The sequence below is a fragment of the Corynebacterium sp. EPI-003-04-2554_SCH2473622 genome (assembly GCF_001665955.1).
In the GTDB taxonomy this organism is placed as follows: domain Bacteria; phylum Actinomycetota; class Actinomycetes; order Mycobacteriales; family Mycobacteriaceae; genus Corynebacterium; species Corynebacterium pseudodiphtheriticum.
The window spans coordinates 18,230-44,084 of sequence record NZ_LZMN01000007.1 but is presented as its reverse complement, the minus strand read 5'-3'; the positions used below and the strand labels follow the sequence as shown (position 1 = coordinate 44,084).

22 protein-coding genes and 1 pseudogene are annotated in these 25,855 nt (G+C 55.7%); 15 read left to right on the top strand and 8 right to left on the bottom strand.

Translation table 11 applies throughout. The annotated features are described in order from the left end of the window. Window positions 1-154 precede the first annotated feature (154 nt). A complete protein-coding gene (locus A5774_RS00520) occupies window positions 155-718 on the top strand; it encodes a hypothetical protein (RefSeq protein ID WP_064832988.1) in 564 nt (187 codons plus the stop codon). Window positions 719-786: 68 nt separating this feature from the next. Here A5774_RS00520 and A5774_RS00515 read toward each other — a convergent pair whose 3' ends face one another. The 5 genes and pseudogenes from A5774_RS00515 to A5774_RS10745 form a co-directional block, all read right to left on the bottom strand. Beyond that, window positions 787-2,118, bottom strand: coding sequence for a carboxylesterase family protein (locus tag A5774_RS00515; RefSeq protein WP_064832987.1), 1,332 nt, complete (start codon window positions 2,116-2,118; stop codon window positions 787-789). Between the two features lie 3 nt (window positions 2,119-2,121). Beyond that, window positions 2,122-2,886 (bottom strand): hypothetical protein, encoded by a 765-nt coding sequence (locus A5774_RS00510; RefSeq protein WP_023019093.1) that lies wholly within the window; start codon window positions 2,884-2,886, stop codon window positions 2,122-2,124. A 5-nt stretch (window positions 2,887-2,891) separates the two neighbouring features. Then, window positions 2,892-4,550 carry an LGFP repeat-containing protein gene (locus A5774_RS00505; RefSeq protein ID WP_064832986.1) on the bottom strand — a complete coding sequence of 553 codons (1,659 nt, stop codon included), beginning with the start codon at window positions 4,548-4,550 and terminating at the stop codon, window positions 2,892-2,894. Window positions 4,551-5,530: 980 nt separating this feature from the next. Further along, window positions 5,531-5,782 carry a helix-turn-helix domain-containing protein gene (locus A5774_RS11400; protein ID WP_021351808.1) on the bottom strand — a complete coding sequence of 84 codons (252 nt, stop codon included), beginning with the start codon at window positions 5,780-5,782 and terminating at the stop codon, window positions 5,531-5,533. 668 nt (window positions 5,783-6,450) lie between these two features. Beyond that, a pseudogene (locus A5774_RS10745) lies at window positions 6,451-7,730 on the bottom strand (IS256 family transposase). 408 nt (window positions 7,731-8,138) lie between these two features. On the opposite strand from A5774_RS10745, the gene A5774_RS00475 reads away from it, so the two are divergent. From A5774_RS00475 to A5774_RS00465, 3 genes are all read left to right on the top strand, one after another. Further along, complete coding sequence (locus A5774_RS00475; RefSeq protein WP_023019099.1) at window positions 8,139-8,393, top strand: hypothetical protein; 255 nt, start codon at window positions 8,139-8,141, stop codon at window positions 8,391-8,393. 293 nt (window positions 8,394-8,686) lie between these two features. Next, window positions 8,687-10,516, top strand: coding sequence for a long-chain fatty acid--CoA ligase (locus tag A5774_RS00470; RefSeq protein ID WP_064832985.1), 1,830 nt, complete (start codon window positions 8,687-8,689; stop codon window positions 10,514-10,516). Between the two features lie 292 nt (window positions 10,517-10,808). Then, window positions 10,809-11,492: a hypothetical protein gene (locus tag A5774_RS00465; protein WP_023019101.1), complete on the top strand. Its 684-nt coding sequence runs from the start codon at window positions 10,809-10,811 to the stop codon at window positions 11,490-11,492. 22 nt (window positions 11,493-11,514) lie between these two features. Here A5774_RS00465 and A5774_RS00460 read toward each other — a convergent pair whose 3' ends face one another. Next, entirely contained in the window at window positions 11,515-12,555 is a 1,041-nt protein-coding gene (locus A5774_RS00460; protein ID WP_023019102.1) for a CNNM domain-containing protein, read from the bottom strand. A gap of 3 nt (window positions 12,556-12,558) precedes the next feature. Beyond that, entirely contained in the window at window positions 12,559-14,019 is a 1,461-nt protein-coding gene (locus A5774_RS00455) for a hemolysin family protein (protein WP_064832984.1), read from the bottom strand. A 167-nt stretch (window positions 14,020-14,186) separates the two neighbouring features. On the opposite strand from A5774_RS00455, the gene hemW reads away from it, so the two are divergent. From hemW to A5774_RS00435, 4 genes are all read left to right on the top strand, one after another. Beyond that, on the top strand, window positions 14,187-15,446 hold the full coding sequence (gene hemW, locus A5774_RS00450) for a radical SAM family heme chaperone HemW (RefSeq protein ID WP_231892285.1): 1,260 nt from the start codon (window positions 14,187-14,189) through the stop codon (window positions 15,444-15,446). Continuing rightward, a complete protein-coding gene (gene hrcA, locus A5774_RS00445; RefSeq protein ID WP_064832982.1) occupies window positions 15,446-16,477 on the top strand; it encodes a heat-inducible transcriptional repressor HrcA in 1,032 nt (343 codons plus the stop codon). Before hemW ends, hrcA begins: the two co-directional genes overlap by 1 nt. Before the next feature lie 150 nt (window positions 16,478-16,627). Further along, entirely contained in the window at window positions 16,628-17,773 is a 1,146-nt protein-coding gene (dnaJ, locus tag A5774_RS00440) for a molecular chaperone DnaJ (protein ID WP_021351797.1), read from the top strand. 30 nt (window positions 17,774-17,803) lie between these two features. Further along, the gene (locus tag A5774_RS00435; protein WP_064832981.1) at window positions 17,804-18,544 is read left to right on the top strand and encodes a 16S rRNA (uracil(1498)-N(3))-methyltransferase; all 741 of its coding nucleotides are present in this window, start codon (window positions 17,804-17,806) and stop codon (window positions 18,542-18,544) included. 98 nt (window positions 18,545-18,642) lie between these two features. Here the strand turns inward: A5774_RS00435 and A5774_RS00430 are convergent, their stop codons facing one another. Further along, entirely contained in the window at window positions 18,643-20,259 is a 1,617-nt protein-coding gene (locus tag A5774_RS00430; protein WP_064832980.1) for a cytochrome c biogenesis protein CcdA, read from the bottom strand. A 239-nt stretch (window positions 20,260-20,498) separates the two neighbouring features. Here A5774_RS00430 and A5774_RS00425 point away from each other — a divergent pair, with 239 nt between their 5' ends. The 7 genes from A5774_RS00425 to era all read left to right on the top strand — a co-directional run bounded on the left by A5774_RS00425 (window position 20,499) and on the right by era (window position 25,853). After that, window positions 20,499-20,843 (top strand): hypothetical protein, encoded by a 345-nt coding sequence (locus tag A5774_RS00425; RefSeq protein ID WP_231892284.1) that lies wholly within the window; start codon window positions 20,499-20,501, stop codon window positions 20,841-20,843. Window positions 20,844-20,854: 11 nt separating this feature from the next. After that, entirely contained in the window at window positions 20,855-21,436 is a 582-nt protein-coding gene (locus A5774_RS00420) for a sigma-70 family RNA polymerase sigma factor (RefSeq protein ID WP_023019109.1), read from the top strand. Further along, entirely contained in the window at window positions 21,429-22,157 is a 729-nt protein-coding gene (locus A5774_RS00415) for an anti-sigma factor (protein WP_231892283.1), read from the top strand. Before A5774_RS00420 ends, A5774_RS00415 begins: the two co-directional genes overlap by 8 nt. Before the next feature lie 84 nt (window positions 22,158-22,241). Next, a complete protein-coding gene (locus A5774_RS00410) occupies window positions 22,242-23,201 on the top strand; it encodes a PhoH family protein (protein ID WP_021351791.1) in 960 nt (319 codons plus the stop codon). A 90-nt stretch (window positions 23,202-23,291) separates the two neighbouring features. Continuing rightward, window positions 23,292-23,957: an rRNA maturation RNase YbeY gene (ybeY, locus tag A5774_RS00405; protein ID WP_064832979.1), complete on the top strand. Its 666-nt coding sequence runs from the start codon at window positions 23,292-23,294 to the stop codon at window positions 23,955-23,957. An 84-nt stretch (window positions 23,958-24,041) separates the two neighbouring features. Beyond that, window positions 24,042-24,923 carry a pyridoxal kinase PdxY gene (gene pdxY / locus A5774_RS00400; RefSeq protein WP_369815469.1) on the top strand — a complete coding sequence of 294 codons (882 nt, stop codon included), beginning with the start codon at window positions 24,042-24,044 and terminating at the stop codon, window positions 24,921-24,923. Window positions 24,924-24,926: 3 nt separating this feature from the next. Continuing rightward, window positions 24,927-25,853, top strand: coding sequence for a GTPase Era (gene era / locus A5774_RS00395; protein WP_156519503.1), 927 nt, complete (start codon window positions 24,927-24,929; stop codon window positions 25,851-25,853). Window positions 25,854-25,855 lie beyond the last annotated feature (2 nt).

The following is a 25,855-nucleotide window of genomic DNA, read 5'->3' as shown; positions in this document are numbered from 1 at the left end:
CTGTTGTGCTGCGGTATCCGGTTATAGCTTTCGGTTACCATAGACGGGACGTAGGAAGACATAAGACACTCGGGCGGTGAGCCCCGCCGGGGTCTCCGGCCCTCACAGTTACCTAGCAGGTGCTGAGAGGCAGTGGAAAGGCAGTGGAAAACCAATGGTGAAACCAATCGCGAAGCCACAGACAACGACGCGGGCCTGGTTCGTCGGTGTCCTTGGCACCCTGGTGTTGGGCCTGGCGGCCTGTGGGGATCCGAATGGTGGTAGCAGCGCAGACCCAGCCAGCACCATTGAGGTGGAAGAAACTGAGGAACCGGATTACAAATCCAAAGATGTCGATCCGATCAGACCCGACAACGTCAATGCCCAGGTAGAAGACCCAGGCTACGGGGTGAGCTTCACTTACCAGGGCGCGGTGTCGGCCTCAAATGGTGGCACGGTGGTGACCATCGCTGTGCGCAACGACAATGATGTGACCCTGCCGCCGGATGCGTTTGACGAGCCGACCCTGGAAACCGGCAATGGCGGTGGAAATTACAGCAAGGTGGATTTATTGCAATCCAACCCAGAGGATGGCGAGGCGCTCGGCGGGTTGGATCTGCCGCTGGGCGTTGGCGCCACGACGAACTTGCAGTATGTCTTCGACACCACCCCTGGCGCGCTGTGGGACGCGCGCCTGACCATTGGCAACGTGGTGTATGAAGGAAACCTGAGCAACTAGTGGCTGGTGCCTGGTGGCGGGAGTCCAGCATCTAGTGCCTGGCGCGCCGGGGTTGTTCCGTTCTAGCCTTACTGCCCCCGGGATTCCGTAGGGAAGTATTCGGCCAACCGTGGGATTCGGGATTCTAACATGGTGGCTTGTCCAGTGCCGAAATCCAGCCGCCAGGTGCGCCCTGTGGCCGAATAGCTGTCAAAGCCGGGGTTACCGGTGCGGGCGAACGACAATAAAGCCTCGTGTAGTCGCCTGCGCCCGGCATGTTCACTGGCGCTGTCATTGTCGCCGTCACTGACACCAAATAAGTACGCGATATCAGAAGAATGCTGCACGGCACCCGCGGTGCTGCGGTAGTACTCGGACAACCAGACTGGCCCGGTGGCTTTGGTGATCGCGCTGGCCGCCCAGCGTCCAATGAGAGCATCCGTGAGCAACCGGCCCATTGGGCGGTAAGGATCCAGCGCGAGCACACCTTCCATCCACGCGTCAAAATTACGGGAAAGTTGCAGATCCCGTGCGGTCTTTTTAAACAGTGCTTTGGAGCCTGGCACACTGCGCACCCACGGCTTGCTGTCGGTGGCCGCCAGCGGGTGGTGGTGAAATTCATCGTGGGTGGTAGATACCCACAGTGGGACGTCGGCAAGCTCGCCTAATTCGCGCAAGTCCGGGCCCAGTGCGACATCATTAATGTGTAGGTATTTGAAGCGCTGGTAGCCGCGGTCGAGTTTTTTCTGCGGCAGTTCGGCCAAACGGCGGCGAGTCAGCGGGACTTGCATGGCCATACGCAGGGTAGAAGTGCGGGCTTCGATTGGTTCACGCGGTGAGGCCGGCGACATAGCAATTGCCCGGCGGAACCCACCCCGATAATGATCTGGGCGGCAGAGCCACAGCACTAAATTGGCCCCAGCGGATTGTCCGGCCAGGGTAACGTTTGTGGGATCACCGCCAAAAGATTCAATATTGCGCTGAATCCATTCTAGGGCCAGTAGACAGTCGTGTACCCCGCGGTAATGACCGGGGGCATCGTTATTGAAGCGTGCAAATCCAGGTAATTTCTTACGGTAACCAATATTGACCTGCACGCAGCCAGCCTGCACGTTGGCGGTGGCATCGTGGCGCGGGTCATCGTGCGAACCAGTTTCGAATGATCCACCGTGGATAAACACGATGACCGGAAGATCGTCGTGATCGTGGGCATCGGCCGGGGTTGCGACCGTCAATGCCACAGCATCTGGGGAGGGTGTGCTGGCATCCACATCGCCGTTGGCAGTGCGCAGTTCGGCGTCGTCAAATTCCCCGGAGAAATTTGCATACGGAATGGAATAAAAGCGCCGCACCGTGTGGTTGTTGCTCCAGGCCCCGGTGATCATGCCAGTGGGAGTAACGACGTGTGGTTGTGATGTCATAAACTAAGACACTAGCTTTATCCAGTTAGGATCGTTAGCGATGTGGGAGGGATCGTCCTGGATGGCTTTCTTCTCCGGGAAAATGATTGGGGAATAAGGAAAATTATTCTGCAAGAAGTCAGATTTCCAGGGGAGCTTTACTTTGATGTAAAACATATCTCTACTGCGCACAGTATATTGAGGAGAATAATGCTGAGTAATGTTGCCTTCAAGATCTTGGTGATAAGAGGTCTCTCGTGGAGAAATTATTCCACGTTTATAGCACCGCAATAGATGCCTAATATAATCCTCATCGAAAGATGCAGCATAAGGCGCTAACGAAAATAGGTCGAAATCTTCATCTGACCGATTATCAACTTTCTCGTTTAGTTCGTCGAGGGTGGTTATGTTCTGTAAGTATTGGTTGAATCGTTCCAGAAAGTAATCAATCCGTTCTTCCTGTATTTGTTTGCCCAGAGCCCCTGCGCGTAACAATAAAGAGATTTCTTGTTTTTCCCTGTTTTGCTTCTCACAAGCTGTTGGAGGCGCAATTATCATGATGTATTCGCCTAGCTCGATGAGGAAATCCGAATCAGGGGTTTCCTCATCGAGCAGTGCGTGACCTTGGGCACGTGTGGTATAGCCGCATTCGAACATGCACCGACTGGATGTCCATCGCGGAGCTAAATCCACGACGCAAATCCGTTCGCTCTGATCCAGAAATTTGCTCTCGTAAGCCTGAATATCTTTCGTGGTGCGAAAATCTGGGTAATTTGCAGAAGTAGACATGGAAATTACTTTCTTCCTATACATTTGGTTTTGTGGGCTTTCGCAGTTTCAGCTACCGCATGAAGTGGGTCACCATAGGCTTGTTTTATTACTACCTTGGTAATGCCTTTATATGTAATTTTACCTTCTCTTATACAACGATATTCAATATCCTTTTGTTGGAATTTGATTGCGGCACCGCTGGCTACGCGTCCGCTGTCCAGCGGGACTTGCAGCCAGAGTTCTTCACTGTCTCCTAAATACTTGAGTGTATTAGTGTGTGTGACCGTGATTGCTCTGTCTGTTGTGCATGTGGTTTGGGGCTTCCAACCGATTTTCCAGTCTGGTCCGCTCTGCGGTGAACGTTTATGTATATTGTCCATCCTTACAGTGCAACGTCCGCCGAAAAGATATCCACCCATAAGGTTCGCTATCTCGCCGAGGAGTTGTCGCCGTCGCGGTTGATCACGATCATTGCGGGTATTGCGTGGTAGGAATTCATCCCGCAATTGTTCAACTTGATTGAGTGCACTATAAGCGAATTCAAAGAATTCATCGGCTGCTTCCTGAGTTTTGAAAGGCAGGAAAACGTGAGACATGACATCACTCGCTAAGTTACCAAAACTTTTTCCGTTTAGGGTTTGGTGCTCAAACACCTGGCTAACCCTATTGCGTGCGGTTTTTTGTGGTGCTTGAGTGGGGAGGCCGATCAATTTATCGTTCTCAAAATCCGTGATCCATTGGTCGAAAACTTCACCATAAACAGGTAGGGCATCACGGTGTTGGTCGGAAATGGTGATTCCTCCAGTGAAAACCTGTGTCCGCCCTTCAGGGTAAATGGTTTCGTTGGGTAAGCCGAGTGGGTAGCCAAGTGGGCCTCGTTCGGCGCCTTGGAGCTCCCAAGTTCTGAAGGCATCGTTGAACATGGCAGATGCTCCGGCCAGAGTGAGTAATGCAGCCCCATGCTGGAAACGTTGAGAAATTGCTAATCCTTCGGTCCGGAGAATCTCTGAAGAAGTAGGATAACCTAGCATTCCAGTTTCCCAGCCGAGGTTGCTCCAGATTAATGAGGCATGGGTGCTCACAGGGTGTGCCCCAGTGTTGGGGTGCCAGTATATGAAACCATTTGCAAAACGTTGCCGGTACCCCTGAAGATCAGGGTTTATCGACTCAGCTTCAATAGGGAACAGTAGCCAACTTGTCATTCCGCCGAGTTGTTCATAAGCCTGTAATATGGCACCGCACACGCGGTGGGGTGATGGCCAAAATATCCTGCACCGTGGGGCTCGTGATTGCCAGCGACTAGCTACACCGGATTCTTGTTCTTCTGCGATCATTAATTCCGCTTGGTCTGCATCTTCCTTATCTACTGCATCGGGTAATTCAATGGAATCAGACCACATTTCACCTGGAGTCAAAGTTTCTTGTGCAGTTGTCTCATCAATATTTTGCTCGACTGTGCGAAAAAACTCTTGCATTTCTTCAACTTCTTCTTCTGAATAGCCGCCTACTCCGTCGACCGAAAGCGGGGGAAGATCACTGGCAAGGGTGACGGTCTCTGGGTCTTGGCTAGCTGGGACTGAAGGATCCGCATAAGCGATATTTGTCGTTGTTGCAGACCCGATAAGCGCTAGGAGCGCCGTGAGCGTTGTGAAAAGATGCCGTTTTAACATGTGATCCCTCATGTCTGTTTGTTATCTGTATCTCAGTTTATTCAAGTATGTCAGATGGAGCACATATTGTGTTGAAAAATTACAGATTTATGCCAGCTGCTTGGTGAAGCCCTAATGCTGGCGAGGGTCTAATGGCAGCCTTTAACAGCTCGTTGGTGTCGCGTAGCTTGTGATTTTCACGACGGTAGCCTCGCGTTCTCAGCGGCTGAATTCTTCAGGCACAGATTCTGGATGTTTCCCGCACAGCGGGCAGGTTTAAGTCCAGTGACGGGCCGTGTGTCATGAAACTCCCAGCTTTAAAGCTACTGCCTAGCACGTGGCGTGCATTGAGATGTTTTCTGCCAAGATGCGGTCTTCTGCGAGACGGACCACACGGTCTTTGGCATCCTGGTCAATTTTTCCTTGGCATGTTCGAAGATTTTCCTATCTATTCAAACGGAACAAAACCTAGGGCACTTCACGGTGATGGATCCGTTCCACGTCGTGGATCTAGCCGCGGGCAAGCTCAACTGGCTGCCGGCAAAGACTCCAACGTGAGACCACCGAGGCGGCGTGGACGCAAAAGGAACGATCCGCTGTACACGCACCGGCGGGTCCTGCTGCCCCAGGAGGAACTACCTCACCGAGCGGCACAACAGACAGCTGGGCCTTGTTGTGAGCCACCGATGACGAATACGTAGCACTCAAGATCACGTGGATGTTCTATCAGGACATGATCCAGGCCTTATGGGCACCCGAGGAAAACGGAGGGCAAGAAGTTGATGGAACGGATCATCAACACCCTGTATAAAAGGGCGTGCCGAAAAGGTCTGGAGGAGCTGGCACAGCTGGGCTCGGGCGTTGCGGCGTCGGCGCGAGGATGTGCAGGCTTACTTGAGGCATCGCAGCGTCCAGATGAACCGGTCGAGGCCATCAATGGCCGGTTCGAGCATCTACGGCGGAACCGCCCTGGGGTTGTGCAACCTCGAGCACTACATCGTGCGGTGCTTGATTCACTCCGGGCAGCTGCACACTCGGATCAATGCACTCCAAAACACGAAGAGCTCGTAAATAGTGGACTTGCTAATGCCCAGCATTTTCGCCACTTCCATCACCGTGTACGTCTCCGCACCCGGCTTTGATACACTCATGGCTAGTTCTCGTTCCAAAGAGCTTCCAACCCCGGTCTGCTGCCACAGGCTGGGGGCCTTCATGATTGAGGGGTGCAGGTGTCGCTTCAGCCCAGAGTTGGTACGGGCCGTCATGGGCGGACCTTGGCGCGCAGCGCCCTTCACGCTTAACACCCCAGCGTGCGTGCGAGGACTCGAACCCCGAGAAATGTACCTGTCACGCACCACCCCCGAAAATCACTCCACTAGACAGGCAAGGATGCCTTGCCGCACCATCGACTCCAAGAGACATGAACCACAGAAAAGGGGAACACATGTCTACCGCACTCAAGTCCACAACGGCTGTGGCTATCGCCACCTACCGAACCTGCATCGAGTGATGCAGGTTATTCGTACGCTGGAATGCAAAGGTGAAGCGGCAGTTACAATCAGTATGTCGCCACCCGTTCAGGACGGTAGTGAATGGGTATGCAACTGGAAAATTGACGGCTTAGATGTCCCAGCAGATTCACTTCGTTGCGTCGGCAGTGACCCAATGGAAGCGATGATATTCGCGCTCGCAACCATTGGTTCAACCATAAAAGCGTCCCCAGATGCCAAGCATCTAACATTCCTTCATCACCCAGCCTTGCGAATGTTAGAGCTAGATAACTCAGACCCTAGCCGACTTAAGGTAGGTGGAGAATTTCCCACAGCCACCTCATAGAATGCACACGGGGCAATATTTATCTATTACCCCCGTGTGCATCATCTCAAGTTCGAGCCAAGCAAGGGCGTCAGTCCGTTTGTGTACGAGGACTGATTTACAAGTATGCGGTGAACCTGTCGGGGTAGGCCACGGATAGCTGATTGATTGCCTGCTTCCAGTTGCTGGTTTTGCTGCCTTCGACAAGTTGCCTGGCTGAAGCAGACACCTTGGCACTTTCTTTAGTGCGGCGGGCAGCACGACGGTCCTCGATGTTACAGATCATTAACCACAGCGTCTTCACTGCCGCTGAATCCGACGGGAACTGAACTCGGTTTCGCGTTGCTTTCCGCAGCTTACTGTTCATCGATTCGGTGGAATTCGTGGTGTAGATAACCTTCCTTGCCGCTGGCGGGAACTGCAGGAACGCAATGAATTTGTCCCACCCGTCGCGTCAGACGTTCACTGATTACGGATACTTCTGGCCAAGCTCGCTGGCCTCAAACTCATCGAGTGCACTTCGAGCTTCATCCTCGTTGACGAGCGGTATAGATGCCTCGTAGATGCTTCGAGACCTCTTTCCGGTTGCCGTAGGCTACCCACCTGTTAGCGGCACGAATCAGATGCACCATGTTGGGTGTGGATCATGGAGTCCGGCCAGGTTGCCTGGATTGCTTCGGGAAAGCCTTTCAGTGCGTCACAGTAGATAATAAAGACATTGTTGACCCCGCGGTTGGCGATTTCTGCGCACACTTGCGACCAGAATGCTGCACCTTCATTGGTAGCTACCCACAAGCCCAAGATGTGCTTGATGCCTTCCATGTCCACACCGACAGCCATGTAGACCGCCTTGTTGACGACGCGTTCGTTGTCACGGATTTTTACACGTAGGGCATCAAGGAAGATGACTGGATAGAACTCGTCGAGTTGCTTAGTCTGCCACGCGGTGACTTCCTCTCAGACCGCATCGGTGACCGCGCTCATGGTATCTGGCGACACGTTCACGCCGATGGTGGTAGCTAGATGATGTTCGACGTCACGCACGGTCATTGCGCCCGCATACAAACTAATGATCATGTCATCGAGGTCGGTAAGTTTGCGGCTGCTCTTGGGAACCATGCGCGGCATATAGGTGCCTGCTCGATCTCAAGGGACACTGATATCAACTGGTCCGTATGCCGAGTCCACGGTTTTGGGATAGGAGCCGTTACGGCTGTTGGCTTGGCCGGCAGTTTCCTTAGCAGCCCGGTCGCTATTGGCGTAGCCTAGGTGTGCATCCATTTCCGCGCTGAGCCCACTGTTAATCGTGGCCTGCAGCAAGCCACGTACTAGCTCGTTGGCGTCGGTGGTTGATTGACCTAGCTGCTGGATCAGCTTGGCGGTTTCTGGGTTCTCCATCAGTCGGCGGCTGATATCGGCGACGCGCTCAGCGTCACCATGTTTCTTCGGGGACTTAGGCAGTCGTTGTTGCGCACTCTTCTTTGTGATTGAGGATTAAACCTCATACACAAAGCTTCCGACACCCTCGGTGCATCAACAGGGAGATTTCTTGTTTTTCCCGATTCTCTCTTTCGCACGCTGTCGGAGGTGGAACTATGTAGTATCCACCATGTTCCACAAGGAAATCTGAGTCGGGAGTTTCCGAATCATATACGGCTTGTCCTTGGGACCAGGTAACATATCCGCATTCAAACAAACACCGACTGGATGTCCACCTTGGTGCGAGGTTAACCACCCAGATGTTTTCGGAGCCGCCAGGACCTCCGTCCTTCCACCGTGTGGGGCCCTATGTCTAGAATAAGTGCAATGGACGATGCACTGATAGCCAGCACATCGCTAGCTGAGGGGACGCTAGCAGGAATAACGCAGCTGCTGGTATCGCTATCGCCGTGGTTGCAGATGCCGATTGTCGTGGTGGTCGCAGGAATCGTGGCGGCGGTCTTGGCGACGGTAATCGTGCGCGGTTTGAACTTTGTGGTAGCTGCCTGGCTGTCATTGCGGGGCAGCGCACGTGGTAAACCAGCAGCGAAAGCACAGGACAGCCAGTCGGCTGCCAGGTGACGGATTAAGCAGTGACAGGTTAGGCTAGTGGCATGGCGAAGCAGAAGAAGTACCCGCGTTCTCGTGTGCGTTTTGCACTTATTACCTTGCTGGTACTGATTGTCCTGGTGTATTTGTTCAGTCGTATTTAAGTTGTTTTTAACTACGGGCGTTTTTAACTACGAGTTTCAGTGCGAACGCCCGGTATGCGGGTGTCGGCCCGCACTAGCACGTCCGACTTCGAGGCAACGCGGGGTGGGGAGTACAGTTGCCCTGAGAGTAAGTGGAACGGCGCGTAACCACCTAGGAGAACTGTGCGAGAAGCCTTCAGCCCCGCGAAATACACCATTGAACCAGGCCAGACATTATTGACCCTGACCATCGATGCGGTGAAAGCCCAGCCGAAAGCGGAGATTTTCAGCCGTCCGAAAAACCACACTTGGGTTTCGGTGTCGCGCCAGGAATTCCTCGATGAGGTCTACGCGGTGGCCAAAGGACTAATCGACGCCGGGGTGGAACAAGGCGATCGCGTGGCGCTGATGGCCAATACTCGCTACGAATGGATGCTCATCAATTACGCCATCTGGGCCGCCGGTGGTGTGGTCGTGCCGGTGTATCCTTCGTCTTCTCTGTCGCAGGTCCAGTGGATCATCGAGAACTCTGGCGCTGTGCTAGGTATTGGCGAGACCCAGGAGCACACCGAGATCCTGCGCATGTTGCAGCTTGCCGACGACGGCGAGCCGCGTGTGAAAGATTCCACGTCGCAGATGCGCTCGTTTTTCGAAATCAACGACGGCGCAGTCGATGTGTTGCAAGCGGCGGGCAAGACTATCGATGATGACGTAGTCGACAAGCGCATAGCTGCGACAGCGACGGATGATGTGGCTTCACTGGTCTACACCTCGGGTACCACGGGGCGGCCAAAAGGTTGCATGTTGACCCACCGCAACTGGAATGCGCAGATTCTAGGGCTGCTTAGCAATCCGATTGGTGGGATCGCGCGCCCCGGCAAACACGTGTTGACATTCTTGCCGCTCGCTCACGTGCTGGCGTTTTCAGTGTCCGCAGCTGCGATGATTAGCGGGTCGACGCAGAATTTTTGGCCAGATTTTGCGACCTTAGCGACGGAATTTCAGCGGTCCAAACCAAACCTGATCCTGGGCGTGCCACGGGTATTTGAAAAAGTTCGTAATGGTGCGCGGGCGAAAGCACATGATTCTGGTGCTATCCAGGGAGCATTGTTTGACCGGGCGGAAGCGACTGCAATTGCTTATTCTCGTGCGTTGGATACAGAAAAAGGTCCATCGCTGGCGCTGCGCGCCGCCCACAAAGCCCTGGATAAATTGGTGTTGTCTAAGATCCGCGCTGGTATGGGCGGCGAAGTTGATTACTGTATTTCTGGCGGCTCAGCAATGAGCCCGGAATTGATGCACTTCTTCCGCGGAATTGGAGTGCCGGTGTACGAAGGCTACGGTCTGACAGAAACTGCCGCCGCAGCGACAGTGGATTTTGAAGAGCAAAAGATCGGCACCGTGGGCCCTCCGCTAGGGGGAACCCGTGTGCGTATTGCACCAGATGGTGAGCTGCAGTTGGCCGGAGACTTAGTCTTCGCGGGCTACTGGCGCAACGCGGAAGCTACCGACGAAGCCTTCGACGGCCAGTGGTACTGCACCGGTGACCTGGGTGAGATTCTGCCTTCCGGGCACGTAAAAATCGTCGGTAGGAAGAAAGACTTGATCGTGACTGCCGGCGGAAAAAATGTCGCGCCGGGTGGAATGGAAGACGGCTTGCGTTCCCATCCGCTGATTTCGCAGGCGCTCGTCGTCGGGGATGGTAAGCCGTTTGTCGCGGTGCTGGTGACCTTGGATGAAGAAGCACTGGGGCGTTGGAAATCGCAGCACAATATTGATGCCTCCCGCAGCGTGGCGGACGTAGCGCACGATGCTTCACTGCGTGCAGAGATCCAGGACGCCATTAATGCGGTGAACGCCACGGTTTCACACGCAGAAGCGATCAAAAAGTTCTACATTCTTGACGACGACTTCACCGAGGAATCCGGCGAGTTGACTCCGACGATGAAAGTGAAGCGCAACGTGGTTGTCCAGCGCTATTCGGAGGTTCTGGACAAACTGTATTCGCGGTAAAACTCGGAATCGCGGGTTGCGTATTTCGGCCTAGTGAAAGCCTGCCACCAGCCCCTTTCGAAGCCAGTCTCCCGCAGCCGTCGGCAAGCTTATAATCTGCTGAGTTTTTTCCGGCGAGTCGAACCGTTTTTGCGCCGCTGCTGCAATAGGCTACAGCGCAGAGAAACTCTCAACCAGTACTTCAGGTTGCGAGGTTTGCGGGCTGCCTTGTGCAGTGTTGTGAGCCGAGCTTCGAGTGCGGTTGGGGATTAGGGTATTCGGTCGCGACGGTCTAGAAGGAGGCAGCCCCCTAATGCGCAAAATTGCTGCTGAACTGCGCCATCGTGAGCTCACCCAAGAGGTGTACAACATTGGCGACGAAGTGGCCGAATACATTGAGCACGTGATCGAAGCGATCGAGGATTACGACGCGGAGCTCGTCGAGGATTGCTTGGCGGAGTTGGCAGAGATCGTGGAAGATGCGCGCCGTGATTCCCGGGACGTCGTCGGTGAGCTGATTGGTTTGCGGCAGGCATTGGTATCCGGGGTAGCGTCGGGAAGTATCTCTGCGGCTGCGGATGGTATGAAGCGTTTGCGCGAGCCAGAAGCGGTGACGGTGGATTTGCTGGAGGCGTTTTTCCCACTGTCTGGCCCACCGGTCGTGGTCAACGAGCTCGTGCACACTCTGCATGAGCGCACCACGCACACCGTGGATTTCCTGCGCGAACTCGTGGAATACGTGCTCGAACAGACTGAGGCCGTAGCCCGCGATTTGGATGCGGTCTCCCTGCCGCACCTATACAACAAAGTTGGGCGGATGGCTGCGACGGCGGCGCATGCGTGGGAAACCACTGCGGTTTCTGCGCACCCTGCTTTTGCCCGCAGCATGCGTGGGCGCAAACCACCGGAATTTTTGGAAGAGCGCGCCCGCATTGACCGGATCGTCGCCAAGGTTGCCGCAAAGCGTGCGCGCTTACGCGCCGCAAGCGTGGGCTAGTCAGCGGCGGGCAGCCGAAATTCTAAGCCTCGCGCTCCAGCTGTTTCGTGATCTCTGGCCACAGCTGGCCCATGATGTCGTCCCAGTTCAGAATCCACAGCGACTCGCTGTTGTTACCGCGACCGACCACGACGATTTGCTCGCCGAGTGCGCGCATGTGCTCGATAGCGTGCTGCACCTTCGTGGAACCAGCCAGCGACAAGGCCGGGCGGGCGACATCGGCGGCTGGACTATCTGGGTCCTGTAGCAACGTATCCCGTACGTGTACCACCCGGGGCACGGCAGATTCCGCATCCGAGATCACCACGCGCAAACGATTCATCGAGCGGCTCGCCTCTTGCACATCACGCACCGTCGCATCATGCGGCAGGGGAGTGATCTCCACGCCATGTGCCCGGGCCAATGCCGAAACCGTGGAGTTCTCCAGCTCAATCACACCACTGATTTGCTGCGCGGATTTCTGATCCATCGCGCCTGTCTGCCCGGAATGCTGCACCAACGTGCGCAAGGTATCTGTGTCGTAACCCTGCGCTCCAGCACGATCGACCGGCTGCACACCCGTAGCCGCCACCAATTTATTCGCGATCAGGTTGATCCATTTCAACAACGGCCGAAAGATCCAAATGAATCCGCGAGCTGGCAGCGCAATTACCCGTACAGCAAGCTCCGGGTGTGCAATTGCCCACGACTTCGGCGCCATTTCACCAACCACCAGGTGCAAAAACGTCACCAGCAGCAAAGACACCAGAAACGCGATGGTGTCTGCCAGGCCGCCGGAAATCCCGACAGCCGCAAACCCGGGCATCAGCAAATGATGCATCCACGGTTTGGTGATGGCACCCAACGCAAACGTCGCCGCAGTAATACCCAGTTGCGCGCCAGCCAACATGATGGTCAGCTCATTCAAACTCCGCAACGCCGCGCGCGAGGCTGCCGAGGTTTCCGCGGTATCCTCCAGGCGGTGCCGTCGCGCGCCCATCAAAGAAAACTCAATGATGACGAAGAACCCAGACAGCACGACGATCGCCAGGCTCAGCGGGCCAGCAATGTACCATTCCTGCATTCCCTAGCCCCTCTCAGCTTGTCGACGATTGTTAGTTGCAAGATCTGTGTCCACCGCATCCTTGTTCGCACGGGCGCTGCGACCGCCTTCGCCTTCTTCGCCCTCGAATTCTTCAACCAATTCCAGTGACAAACTCGACGGCACGTGCCGCTCCACCTCGTCCACGGTGATGATCAATTGGCGGTTCGGTGCGGCATCTGCATCCACCCAGTCCTCGGGCTCTGCATCCAACTCAATGGTGTGAGTTTCGCCTTCTTCCACCAAAGAGCCCACTTGTGCAATCAATAATCCAGCGACGGTCTCGTAATCGCCTTCCGGTAGGTCGTGCCCGATAGCGCGTTCCACCTCGTCCAGTGGGGTGTCGCCATCAACGGTCCAGTGGTCTTCGGCGGTTTCGGTAATCTCTTCAGATTCTTCCAGATCAACGTCGTGCTCATCTGTGACGTCGCCCAGGATTTCTTCTGCCAGATCTTCCAGGGTGACGATGCCGACGAAGCCACCGTATTCATCAATCACACAGGCCATTTTCTCGTCGTTTTCCTGTAACTCGACGACGACGTCGGGAAGTGGCATCAGCTCCGGAACCACTAGTGATTCGCGCATGAGCTCGGTGGCCAACGTGCTATCAGGTTTGTCGGTCAGCAAAATATCCGTCAGATGCACCACGCCGATCGGGGTGTGTTCATCGTCGATGATGGGATAGCGGGTGTGCGCGATTGCCATGAGCTCGCGCAGCTCGCCGAGGGTGGTTTCGGGATCGATGACGTCGACGCGCGAGCGTGGGATCATGGCGTGTTCGACATCGTGGTCTGGGAAATCCAGCAGGCGGTCGAGCACCATGAAGGTCTCGTCGTCGATATCACCGGAATCGTGGGAGCTTTCCACGATGGACTCGAATTCTTTCGTGGTTGCAGAAGTATCAATATCGGCGACTGGTTCGATACGCAATAGGCGCAGCAACGCGTTGGAAGAAAAATCAAAAAATTTAATGAGTGGCCCGAAGATGCGCAGGTACCAGGCCGTCGACCGCGACAGGAACAATGCCGATTCCATGGGGGCGGCGATGGTGTAGTTTTTCGGCAGCAATTCACCGAAGATCATTTGCACGATTGTGGATACCGCCAGGGCCGCTACCGTACTGATGGCCACGGCCGCGGTCACGGATAGCCCGGTGGCGCTCAGCAAGGTGCCCAGTGATTCACCAACTAGCGGTTCTGCCACATAACCGACCAGCAAGCCAGTGACGGTAATGCCCAGCTGGGCGCCGGATAGCATGAATGAGGTGCGATTGGTGATCGCCAACGCTCTTTTACTGGCTTCGTCGCCGCGTGCGGCATTGGTGTGCAACTGTGCGCGGTCGACGGACATGAAAGAAAACTCTTGGGCCACAAAATAGCCATTGGCCACGATGATGAGAAAAATCACCGCTAAGCCAAGAATGAGGAAGAACACCGCACTTAGCATGATCCCACCACCTGGGATTTAGCTGGTTTAGATAATTGTTCGTGCGGGACGTCGATACTTCGACTCGGAGGCTCCACCATCATCCTTTCTGCGTGTGGCAATCAGTCCAATAAATACGACCAGCGTACACCTTGGTTGGCAGCGCAAACAACTATTAGGCTGGTGCTATGCATTCGCAGTCGCCCAGTTCGCCGCCTAGTTCGTTACCTATTGCCTCGGCCCGTCAGCTGTCTAGTCAGTTGTCCACTCAACTCACCTGTGAGTCTTCTGCACCATTCGGCTTGTACATCCACGTCCCGTTTTGTGCTACGCGCTGTGGCTATTGCGATTTCAACACCTACACCCCGCGTGAAGCGGGCGGTGCAAACCCAGAAGGTTATTTGGATGCGTTGGATGTCGAGCTAGACCTGGCCGCCCAGCGCGTTAATCGCCGTGCGGACACAGTTTTTATTGGAGGCGGGACTCCGTCGCTGTTGGGCGCCGATGGGTTGAGCCGAATCTTGACGACGGTGCGCAACACTTTTGGTCTTGTCGACGGCGCCGAGGTCATCACGGAATCCAACCCGGAATCGACCTCGCCCGAGTTTTTCGCCGGGCTGCGCGAGGCTGGTTATACGCGCATTTCCTTGGGTATGCAGTCTGCTTCCCATGAGGTTTTGCAAGTGCTCGAGCGTGCTCATACCCCGGGCCGTGCCTTTGCGGCGGCTCGTGAGGCGCGGCAGGCTGGTTTTGAGCATGTCAACCTGGACATGATTTATGCGACGCCCACGGAAACGGATGATGATGTTGCCCGCACCTTGGATCGGGTGATCGAGGCCGATGTGGATCACGTTTCGGCTTATTCGTTGATCGTGGAAGACGGTACTGCGATGGCCCGTAAAGTTCGTCGAGGTGAGATCCCGTCCCCCCAAGAAGACGTGATGGCTACTCGCTACGAGATGATTGCGCAGCGCCTGGCCGAGGCCGGCTTGGAGTGGTACGAGGTGTCGAACTGGGCGCGACCTGGCGGCGAGTGTCAGCACAATTTGATTTATTGGCGCGACGGCGACTGGTGGGGTGCAGGCCCGGGTGCGCACTCACACTTGGGTATGCAGCGTTTTTCCAATGTGAAGCACCCGAACCGCTATTCCGCGGTGCTTGCCGACGGCGAGTTGCCGATCAGTCAGGTAGAAGACCTAACCCCGGCTGATCGTCATACGGAGCTGTTGATGCTGGGTTTGCGTTTGCGTGAAGGCATTGACTATTCGGCGGTTGGCGCTGGAGCTGCAGGCGTCGTCCAGAATTTTGTGGACCGTGGCTTGCTGCAATTCCCGCAGCCAGGGCGTTTAGCGTTGACGGATGCTGGTAGGTTGCTTGCCGACGGAATCATCACGGATATTTTGGTCGCCGAAGATGACACTACAGCGGATGGGGAAGCGAGGTCTTGATGGCTGGTACGACAGAAACGCGCCGGGCGGAAGTTCTGCGTGCGATCGTCACGGATTACATCGCGTCCCAGGAGCCTGTGGGATCCAAAGCATTGGTGGATCGACATCAACTGGGGGTTTCTTCGGCAACAATCCGTAATGACATGGCCGTGTTGGAATCGGAGGGCTTTATTGCCCAGCAGCATGCGTCGTCGGGAAGAGTGCCCACCGAGAAAGGCTACCGACGCTTCGTCGATGGTTTGGGTGAGGTCAAGCCGATGTCGGAGGCGGAAAAGCGCGCGATTCGTAGCTTCCTCGAAGACGGTGTTGACCTGGAAGATGTGCTGCGGCGCTCGGTGCGGTTGTTGGCGCAGCTGACCCGGCAAGCGGCGGTGGTGCAGTTGCCGACGCTGAATGTTTCGCACGTCAAGCACGTGGAGGTTGTGGATCTGACGCCGATGCGCTTGTTGTTGGTGTTGATTACGGATACTGGCCGGGTTGACCAGCGCAACGTGGAGTTGGATGCCCCGATCGGGGAGGCTGAAGTACACGAATTACGGCAACTTTTGAACCGTGCGCTGGCACGGGTGCCGGTAGGGCAGGCGGCAAACCGGGTGGCTGATTTGTTGGAGCATTCCCCGGCGGATTTGCGCCACCACATGATCCGCGTGGCCACGGTGTTGATAGAAACTTTGGTGGATCAGCCCAACGATCGTTTGCTGATGGCGGGTGCGTCGAACCTGACTCGGGGCGGTAGGGATTTCCCGCAGGGGCTGCCGCAAATCATTGATGCGCTAGAAGAACAAGTGGTGATGTTTAAGCTGTTAGCGAACGTGCCACAGCTGGGGAACGTCGATGTGCTGATTGGCCAGGAGAACGAGGACGAAGAATTGCAGCAGGCGTCGATCGTTACCGCTGGTTATGGCAATGAATCCGCCACACTCGGTGGGCTTGGTGTGGTGGGGCCCACATTTATGGATTATTCGGGAACAATTTCTTCGGTTCGTGCTGTTGCACGGTATGTCAGCCAGATTCTGGCAGGCACGAATTAGCCTGTAGGCTGGTAGATCGATTAATGCACAAAGATGCATGTGCATGTGCATGTGCATGTGTATGTGCAGTTGCAGGCGCAGCGAGAAGCAGGTGCAGCGACAAAACAGAAAACCCTATAAACCAACTGACCCGAAGGAATCGATACAACAGTGGCTCGTGACTATTACGGAATTTTGGGAGTATCCAAAGACGCCAGCGAGGCGGAGATTAAAAAGGCGTACCGCAAACTCGCCCGTAAATATCACCCGGATGTGAACCCGTCCGATGAGGCCGCCTCGAAGTTTTCCGAAGCGACCGACGCTCACGACGTCTTGATGGATCCAAAGAAGCGCAAGATCGTCGACATGGGTGGCGACCCCATGGAGCAAGGAGGCGGAGCCGGGGGTGGTGGTGGCTTCGGCGGCGCCGGCGGCTTTGGCGATATCTTTGAAGCCTTCTTTGGCGGCGGTGCCGGGGGCGGTTCCCGTGGCCCGCGGTCGCGTGTGCAGCCGGGTAACGACGCGCTGCTGCGTACCTCGATCACGCTCAACCAGGCTTATACCGGCATGAAAAAACAAGTCACCGTGGACACCGCGGTGTTGTGTGATCGGTGCACCGGTTCCGGCTCGGCTGATGGTGAGAAGCCAGTGACCTGCGAGGTATGTAATGGTGCTGGTGAGATTCAGGAGATGCAACGCAGCTTCTTAGGCAATGTGATGACCACGCGTGCCTGCCACAATTGCCAGGGCTTTGGTGAAGTTATCAAGGATCCGTGCAATCACTGCGGCGGTGATGGCCGCGTGAAGAAGCGCCGTGATCTGACCATCAATATTCCGAAGGGCATCGACGACGGCATGCGCATCCGTATGGCAAGCCAGGGTGAAGTGGGCCACGGCGGTGGCCCCGCTGGTGACTTGTATGTGGAAGTCCGGGTGAAAAAGCACGATATCTTCACCCGCGATGCCGATACGCTGCACCTGTCCATCACCGTGCCGATGGTCGATGCTGCGTTGGGCACCACCTGCAATGTGGAAGGCCTGGACGGTGAAGCGATCGAATTTGAGATCGCAGCCGGAACTCAGCCGGGCGGGCAGATCGTGAAGGAAGGCAAGGGCATGCCGCGCGTGCGCACCGACGGGCAAGGCAAGATGATTGCCCATGTTGACGTCGCCGTGCCGACGGACCTGGACAAAAAGACCCGCCAGTTGCTGGAGGAAGTCCGCGACAAGCGCGAGGAATCTTCGCGTGTGAATTCCGAAGCCGACGGCCATTCGGACGGATTGTTCAGCCGGTTGCGTGGACGCTTCGGATTTTAAGTTCGGCTTCTAGCGCACAAGGTTTTTGCCATGTCACTCCCGGTATTTTTTGCTTCCGCGCCGTTGCCACAGGTCGGTGAAGCCACGGAGCTCACTGGGCCGGAGGCCCGCCACGCCGTCACGGTCAAGCGTATCGGGCCTGGTGAGCGTATACAGCTCATTGATGGTGCGGGCCGCTGGGCCGAAATTGAAGTCACCGAAACCGTCGGCAAAGATCACCTGACTGGGGTGGTACTGAACGCTGGCGAATGTGAGCGCCCGGAACCCTACGTCATCGTCGTACAAGCATTACCGAAGGCCGAGCGCAGTGAGCTAGCCGTGGACTTGGCGACGCAAGCCGGAGCCGACGAGATCATCCCGTGGCAAGCCGCCCGCTGTATTGCGAAGTGGCAGGGCGCCAAACGCAGCAAAGGCGTGCAGAAATGGCAGTCCGCGGCGGCTGCGGCGGCGAAACAATCGCGCCGGGTGACAGTGCCGGAAGTCTGGGAGCCGGTGAGCACCGCGCAGCTCGCGCAGCTGATCGACGGACACACCGCCGTCGTTTTGCACGAGGAAGCCAGCCAGCCGCTAGCCCAGCTGGCTCCAGAGTTTTCCGGGACGGTGTTTCTTATCGTCGGGCCAGAAGGCGGCATCGGCGATGACGAAGTAGCACTACTGCGCAGCGCCGGTGCGCAGCCAGTGGTTCTGGGGCCACAGGTGTTGCGCACGGCTTCTGCGGCGATGGTGGCGTTGTCCGTCATCGGTGCAGCCACTAGCCGCTGGGGTGGGTAACCCATGCGCTTATGAATTCTTATGAACTTTATGAAGTTTATGAATTTATGCGCTGAAGTGGGGAAACGGTGGCGAACAAGTGTTCGTGTGTCGCCAAACTATCCAAAAGTAAACGAATACAAGCTCAAACCGGGCGAGACCTCGACCTCCAGGATTCCTGCTTGTGCTTGGTCGGATTCCAGAAGATTTACTGTTCCGTCGTCGGTAACAGTGAACTCTTTCCCGTTGGCCTTGATGGTGCCCGTGCCAGACACCACTGCCTGCACCAAAGCTGCGCGGTAATTCAGTCGGATCTTGGCGTTGTCACCTGCCGTAATGTTTTCTCGGTCGATGGTCCAGTCGCCTTCCAAGGTGTATTGACCGATCTCCGGTTCTGGTCCAGACAAGGTGCCGGACTTGTAGGCCGAGTTGGCGTAGTAACGGGCACGCTGGCTGCCCAAATAGGTCTCTGGGTTGCGTTGCTGGGTGGTTTCGTCGTCGGAATCTTCCAGTGGGGCAGGAAGCTCCACCGACGGATCACGCTTCTGTAGCAATTCGCGCACGAGCTGCTCAGTGCGGGCGTAGGCACCCTCACCTTCGTGGATTTCCCGTACGGTGCCCTCAGCGTCGACAAGATAATGCGCTGGCCAATAATGGTTGTTGAAGGCCTTCCAGGTCGCGAAAGAATTGTCTTGGGCGACGGGGTAGTTGATGTTTTGCTCGGAAACCGCCTGGCGCACATTCGCGGTTTCCCGCTCGAAGGCATATTCCGGGGAGTGCACACCGATGACGGTGAAACCATAGTCGCGGTAGTGATCATAAAGTTTAGTGATGTGGGTGTTTGCTCGCTGGCAGTTAATGCAGGCATAAGCCCAGAAATCGATCAACGTGACATCACCAGAGGTACGCGGGTCGACGGGGCTGTCCGTGTTCATCCAGTTCTCCAGACCCACCAGCTCTGGAACGGTGCCGCAATTGCCCAGCTCGCCGTTGCCGCGGCAATCTTCTAGTGAATCTGAGCCCTCATTTTGTTGTGCCAGTTGCGCGGTGACCGTCTTTTCGGCATCGCCAGTCCAGTTAGGAAGCTTTTGTTGAATCCAGGCCGGTGCACCCAGTGCCAGGGCACCAGCCATCGCGATGACGATGACGCCAGCGGTAGCCCGGAAGATGCGTTGACGCGACTGGAAGAAATCCACGCGCTTGCCCACCTGTTGGCCGCCCAGAGCGAAAGCCAATAGCGGGATGGCCACACCAATGGCGAACGAGATGCAGAGAACGGCGATGCGAGCATCGATTTCCCCGGTAGCGCCTGCCACTGTGATCGCCGCCAATACTGGACCAGCGCAGGGCACAAAGACCACGCCCATCGCCAGGCCGACGGCAAACCCGCCCTTATCGCGGGCGCGGGCCTGCAACTTATGTGCCCGCGGCAGGAACTGGAATGGCCACTCCAGTAGCTCCTGCAGCTTCGGAAAGATCATTCCTAGGCCGACTAGAACCAAGAGGGCGATGCCGAGCTTCCACAAAATATCTGCGGGCAGACCCAGCGCGTTGAGCAAGGTGGTGGCAAAAAGCGTGACGACGGTAAAACTGGTGACCAAACCGCCGATAACCAGCCATGGTCGAGATTTGGAGCCTTGGGATACCGCCAGCACAAGCGGCAGGATGGGCAATATACACGGTGAAATACCGGTGATTAGGCCACCGATAAAACCGATGGCGATGGTACTGAGCATGATTGTGCAGCCTTTCTCAATGGGGTACTCGCGCATTGGCGTCTGCGTAATACGTGCGAGCCCGCAATTTCTCGGTCATTGTCTAATCCGGAGCGAAGCGCTGGAGCGGATTGGTCTTTGGTGGTGTTGATCGTGTGATAAAAATTTTTTATTTTTTCCAATCCGATCAGGCAGGTGGTTTCGCAGTAGTAGTTGAAGGCAGAAAAACTGCTGAAACCACTAGCTTTGAGGAGAACCCAATGCCTGCACATACTTCGATGAAGAAATTTTTAATCACCGTCGCTGCTGTTGCGATGAGTACGGTGGGCCTGGCTGCGTGCAGTAATGATTCCGCTGAGACTCCGACAAAGTCCTCAGAAACGAGCACTGAGATGACTTCAGAAAAGATGAGCTCAGAAAAGAAGAGCTCAGAAAAGATGAGTGATGACAAAATGGAACACGACAAGATGGAGCACGACAAATTGGAAGGTGATTCCATGATGGGCGGTGACGGTGACAAGATGGAGCACGACAAGATGGAACACGACGACAAGATGACTGGCGACAGCGACAAGATGGAGCACGACGACAAGATGAGCCAGTAGTATGTAATGCTGTGTCTAGTTGCAGCCCCGAAGAGCATGCTCGCCTCGACTCGCTCGTTGCGGGCGTGGCCAGCGGGGATCAGCATGCCTTTGCACAGCTTTATGATGCGCTTTCTCCGCTGGCCTTCGGTGTGATCATCCAGGTTTTGGGGGATAACTCGCTGGCAGAAGAAGTGCTTCAGGAAGTGTTCGTGGAAGTCTGGAATAAAGCAGATAGCTTTGATCCAGAGCGTGGTCATGCTCGCACGTGGGTGGGCCGGATTGCACATTCTCGCGGAATCGACAGATTACGCGCTCATAATGCTAGTGTTCGACGCGATGACGCCGAGTTTGTGCTTGGCGAGCGCATTCGAAGCATCGATGTGGAAAACGAAGCACTCGCCAATGTGGAAGGCAAGCGCCTGAGAGCAGCCGTCGACACGATTGGGGAGCCGCACCGCACGGCCGTGTTACTGACCTTTTTCGACGGGCTTAGTCACGCGGAACTGGCAGAAACCACCAATGTTCCATTGGGCACCGCCAAAACGCGGGTGCGTGATGGAGTACGCAAATTAGCAGCTGTCTGGGGAAGGGGTGAAGCCCACCATGAGTGATCGCACCGTGAATAACACGGATGAATTCGATGATGAGACTTTCGAGTCCTTTCTCGACGCTGTCCCGGAACATACCCCACCGCCGGAAATAAAAAACCAGCTGCTGGCGAAACTTGGCCACTCGAATGCGGAAACAACCAACGTGGTGCCGTTGCAGGCACGCGCACAACCAGCGCAAACAGTGCAGAACCGTGGCCGCACCCCTTCGGAGACGTCGAGAAAACCCTGGGCGGTACTTGCCGGGGTCGCGGCCGCGGCACTGCTGGTGGGTATTACGGTGCTTACCCCCGTGCTCAACAACACTGCGGATGATGCTGGTGAGGGCGCCATTGTTGCGGAAGAAACTCAAACCACGCGCGACGTACCGTCGACGGATGGGCATGAGCAGATGCATGAGATCATGTCCGCTGCAGACATGGTCAGTGGTGCCACTACTGCGGAGGGAGCACGTCTAAAAATTGTTTCTTCCAATGAGGTGGGCAAAGCCGGTGCGATGGTGGATGGCCAGCCGGAACTTGCCGACGGCATGGGCGCGCAAGTTTGGGCCGTCGACAAGCATGGGGTGGTTCGTTCTGCCGGCGTTATCGGCCAGGATCCACACCAGGATGTATGGATGCCGTTCGACGCCGCAGCGCACAAGGTTATGATCACTGAAGAGCCTGCTGCTGGTAGCGCTAGCCCGAGCGGGCGGATGCTTGCCGAAGTTGAGTTGGAAGCCTAAACCCGGAACCGGAAAGCGCACAAGCAGAGAGCACAGAAGTGGAAAACTTCGTGGAAAACTCGTTGCAATTGGTAGGCTAGCGACGTGCACATTCAAACCCGCAAGATCGACCTGGACCCCGTTCACGCACGCACAGTATTAGGTAATACTGATGAAAACCTGCGCGTGCTGGGCAATCATTTAGACGCGGATATTTTTGCCCGCGGCACAATGGTGAAAATTACCGGCCCGGATTATGAGGTTGCGCGCGCCGTTAAGGCCTTCCATGAGTTGGAATCCATGGCCCGACGCGGGCATACCGTTAGCCCGGATGGTGTGAAACATGTGTTGTCACTGTTGAGCGAAGATTCACCGGTATCCGTTGCGCAGGCACTCGGCGGGAGCATTGTCTCGCGCCGGGGGAAAAAGGTTCGCGCGAAAACCGTTGGTCAAGCCGAATACGTGGACGCCATTGATGAAAACACCATTGTCTTTGGTTTGGGCCCGGCTGGTACGGGCAAAACCTACTTAGCGGTGGCAAAGGCGGTGCAGGCACTGCAGAACAAGCAGGTACAGCGCATTATCCTGACCCGCCCGGCAGTGGAGGCCGGAGAGAAGCTGGGGTTTTTGCCGGGCACGTTGAATGACAAGATTGATCCGTATCTGCGCCCGTTGCACGATGCTTTGCGGGACATGCTGGATCCAGAGGCTATTCCCCGTTTGATGGAAGCAGGGATCATCGAGGTGGCGCCGTTGGCGTATATGCGTGGCCGTACGCTGAACGACGCCTTCGTGATCTTGGATGAGGCGCAAAATACTACTGCGGCTCAGATGAAGATGTTTTTGACGCGTTTGGGCTTTGGTACCACCTTTGTGGTTACCGGCGATGAATCGCAGGTGGACTTGCCGCGTGGGCACAATTCAGGGTTGAAGACCGTGCGTCGTATTTTGGGCGGGGTCGAAGGGATTCACTTCGCTGAACTGGGAGCCGGCGATGTTGTGCGCCACTCGCTGGTGGGTCGCATTGTGGATGCTTATGACTATCACGAGCAGGCGGAAAGTTAGCTGGCTAACCAGCGGGCTGGGCAACTAATTAGCTCAGCAACTAGTTAGCTAGGCAAGAAGCGCACAGAGAAAGCACTGAGGAACCCGCATATGAGTATTGAATTTTTCAACGAATCTGGCTTCGATGGCATCAATGAGGAAATGCTGCTGGATGTTGCTGCGTTTTCCCTGGCAGCCATGGATGTGAGCCCGGACGTGGAAGCCACGATTACGTGTGTGGATGAAGACACCATTGCTGAACTGCATATGCATTGGATGAACCTGCCAGGCCCAACGGATGTGATGAGCTTTCCGATCGATGAGCTGACGCCGGGGTTTCATACCCCACGGCCGGATGGGGAAGCCGTGGGCCCGGCGATGCTCGGCGATATTGTGCTGTGCCCGGAATTTGCGCAGAAGCAAGCAGATGCGGGCGGGCATAGTCTGGCGCATGAGCTAGCTTTGCTGACTACCCACTCTTGTCTGCATTTGTTGGGCTATGATCACGGCACTCCGGCAGAAGAAAAAGAAATGTTCGCCCTGCAAAACGAGATTCTCGCGGACTGGTACGACGACGTCTCTCGTCGTGGGAAGAAATTCCCGCCGAAGCCGACTGGCCCGCAGGCCTTCCCGTCGGCAGCGGATCGTGCTGATTTGGATGAGCAGTTGGCTAGCCAATCGCTTGCCGACGGCCACATCCCAGCCATTGCGCAGCCACAGGAAAAAGCAAGCGAGAAGCCTAATGGTGAATCCCGTGGCGCAGGCGAAGAAAACTAATCAAGCAGTATTGCAAGCGAATATTGCATTAGAAGATTGCAATAAAAGATTCTGCGCTATTTCAGGTTAAAGAGGTAACCGCTTATGAACATGAACACCGTGTTGTCGATTCAGTCGCACGTGAGCTTTGGCCACGTGGGTAATTCCGCAGCCGTATTTCCCCTACAGCGCGCTGGCTATGAGGTATGGCCGGTACACACCGTGAATTTTTCTAATCACACTGGCTACGGCGACTGGGGTGGTCCGTTGCTTCCCGCTGAGCAGGTTGCTGATGTTATCAATGGCTTGGAGCGCCGGGAAGCTTTCGACAAGATCGACGTGATCCTGTCTGGTTACCAAGGCAGCCCAGAAATCGCTGGCGTGATTACAGATGCGGTGCAGCGCATTAAACAGCAGAATCCGGATGCGTTTTATGCCTGCGATCCGGTCATGGGCAACGCGAAATCTGGTTGCTTCGTGGATGATTCGATCCCGCCGCTGCTGCGCGACAAGGTCATCCCGGTAGCGGATATCGCCACCCCAAATCAGTTTGAACTCGGGTACTTGACTGGCAAACCGGTAGAAACTTTTGCACAGGTGCTGGAGGCAGTGCGTGCGCTACAGAAAATGGGCCCGCGGGTGGTGCTGGTGACTTCGCTGGTGCGCCCAGAAAACCCGGCTGATGTCATCGAAATGCTCGCAGTTGATGGTGACGAGGCCTACCTGGTGCAAACCCCGTACCTGGATTTCAAACGGAATGGATCAGGCGATGTTACTGCGGCGCTGTTTAGCGCTCACTACGCTTACCATGGCGAGGTTTCACAGGCCCTGGAGGCCACCGCGGCTTCGGTGTATGAGTTGCTCGAGACCACTTACAAGCGCGGTTCTGCGGAACTAGACCTGATTTTTGCGCAGGAGTGTTTCGTGCAGCCCAAGCAGTATTTTGACGTCACGGCCGTAGACAATTTACCAGCAGGTGAGAAATAAATTATGAGTCTGGATAGCTACCTCGATGTGCCGGAAGGCTTCCGTTCTGGTTTTGTCAGCTTCGTTGGGCGCCCAAATACCGGAAAATCGACGTTGACTAATGCCTTGGTGGGGCAGAAGATCGCGATTACCGCCGACCAACCAGAAACTACCCGGCATGCTATTCGCGGGTTGATTCACCGCGATGATGCGCAGGTCGTGGTCGTAGATACCCCAGGTTTGCACCGCCCGCGCACGCTGTTGGGCGAGCGGCTTAATGAGCTGGTGAAAGACAATTATTCGGATGTCGATGTAATCGGTTTTACCGTGCCTGCCGACGAGAAAATCGGCCCCGGCGACCGCTGGATTCTGGAGAATATCCGTAATGTAGCGCCGAATGTACCGATCATTGGGATTGTCACCAAGCTGGATAAAGTGGGCAAGGATGCCGTCGGCAAGCAGCTTATTGCGCTGCATGAAATGCTTGGTGGTGACAGCGAGGTGGTGCCGGTTTCTGCGACGAAACGTACGCAGATTGATGTGCTGACGGACGTGATCGTGCAGCAGCTGCCGGAAGGGCACAAGTTTTATCCAGACGATCATATTACGGATGATGACAGTTTCACCCGCATTAGCGAGCTGATCCGGGAAGCAGCTTTGTCGGGCTTGCGTGATGAGCTTCCGCACTCGGTTGCCGTGGAGATCGACGAGATTCTTCCCGACGAGGACCGCCCGGGTGTAAGCAATGTGCACGCGGTGTTGTATGTGGAACGCCCTGGCCAGAAGAAGATCATCGAAGGTAAAGATGGTCGCCGTTTTGGCCGCATTGTGCATAACGCGCGCAAGCAGATTATCGAGCTGTTAGGGCATAACGTGTTTTTGGATTTGCGCATCAAAGTGCTGAAGAACTGGCAATCGGATCCGAAATCGCTAGGTCGGCTGGGCTTTTAGAC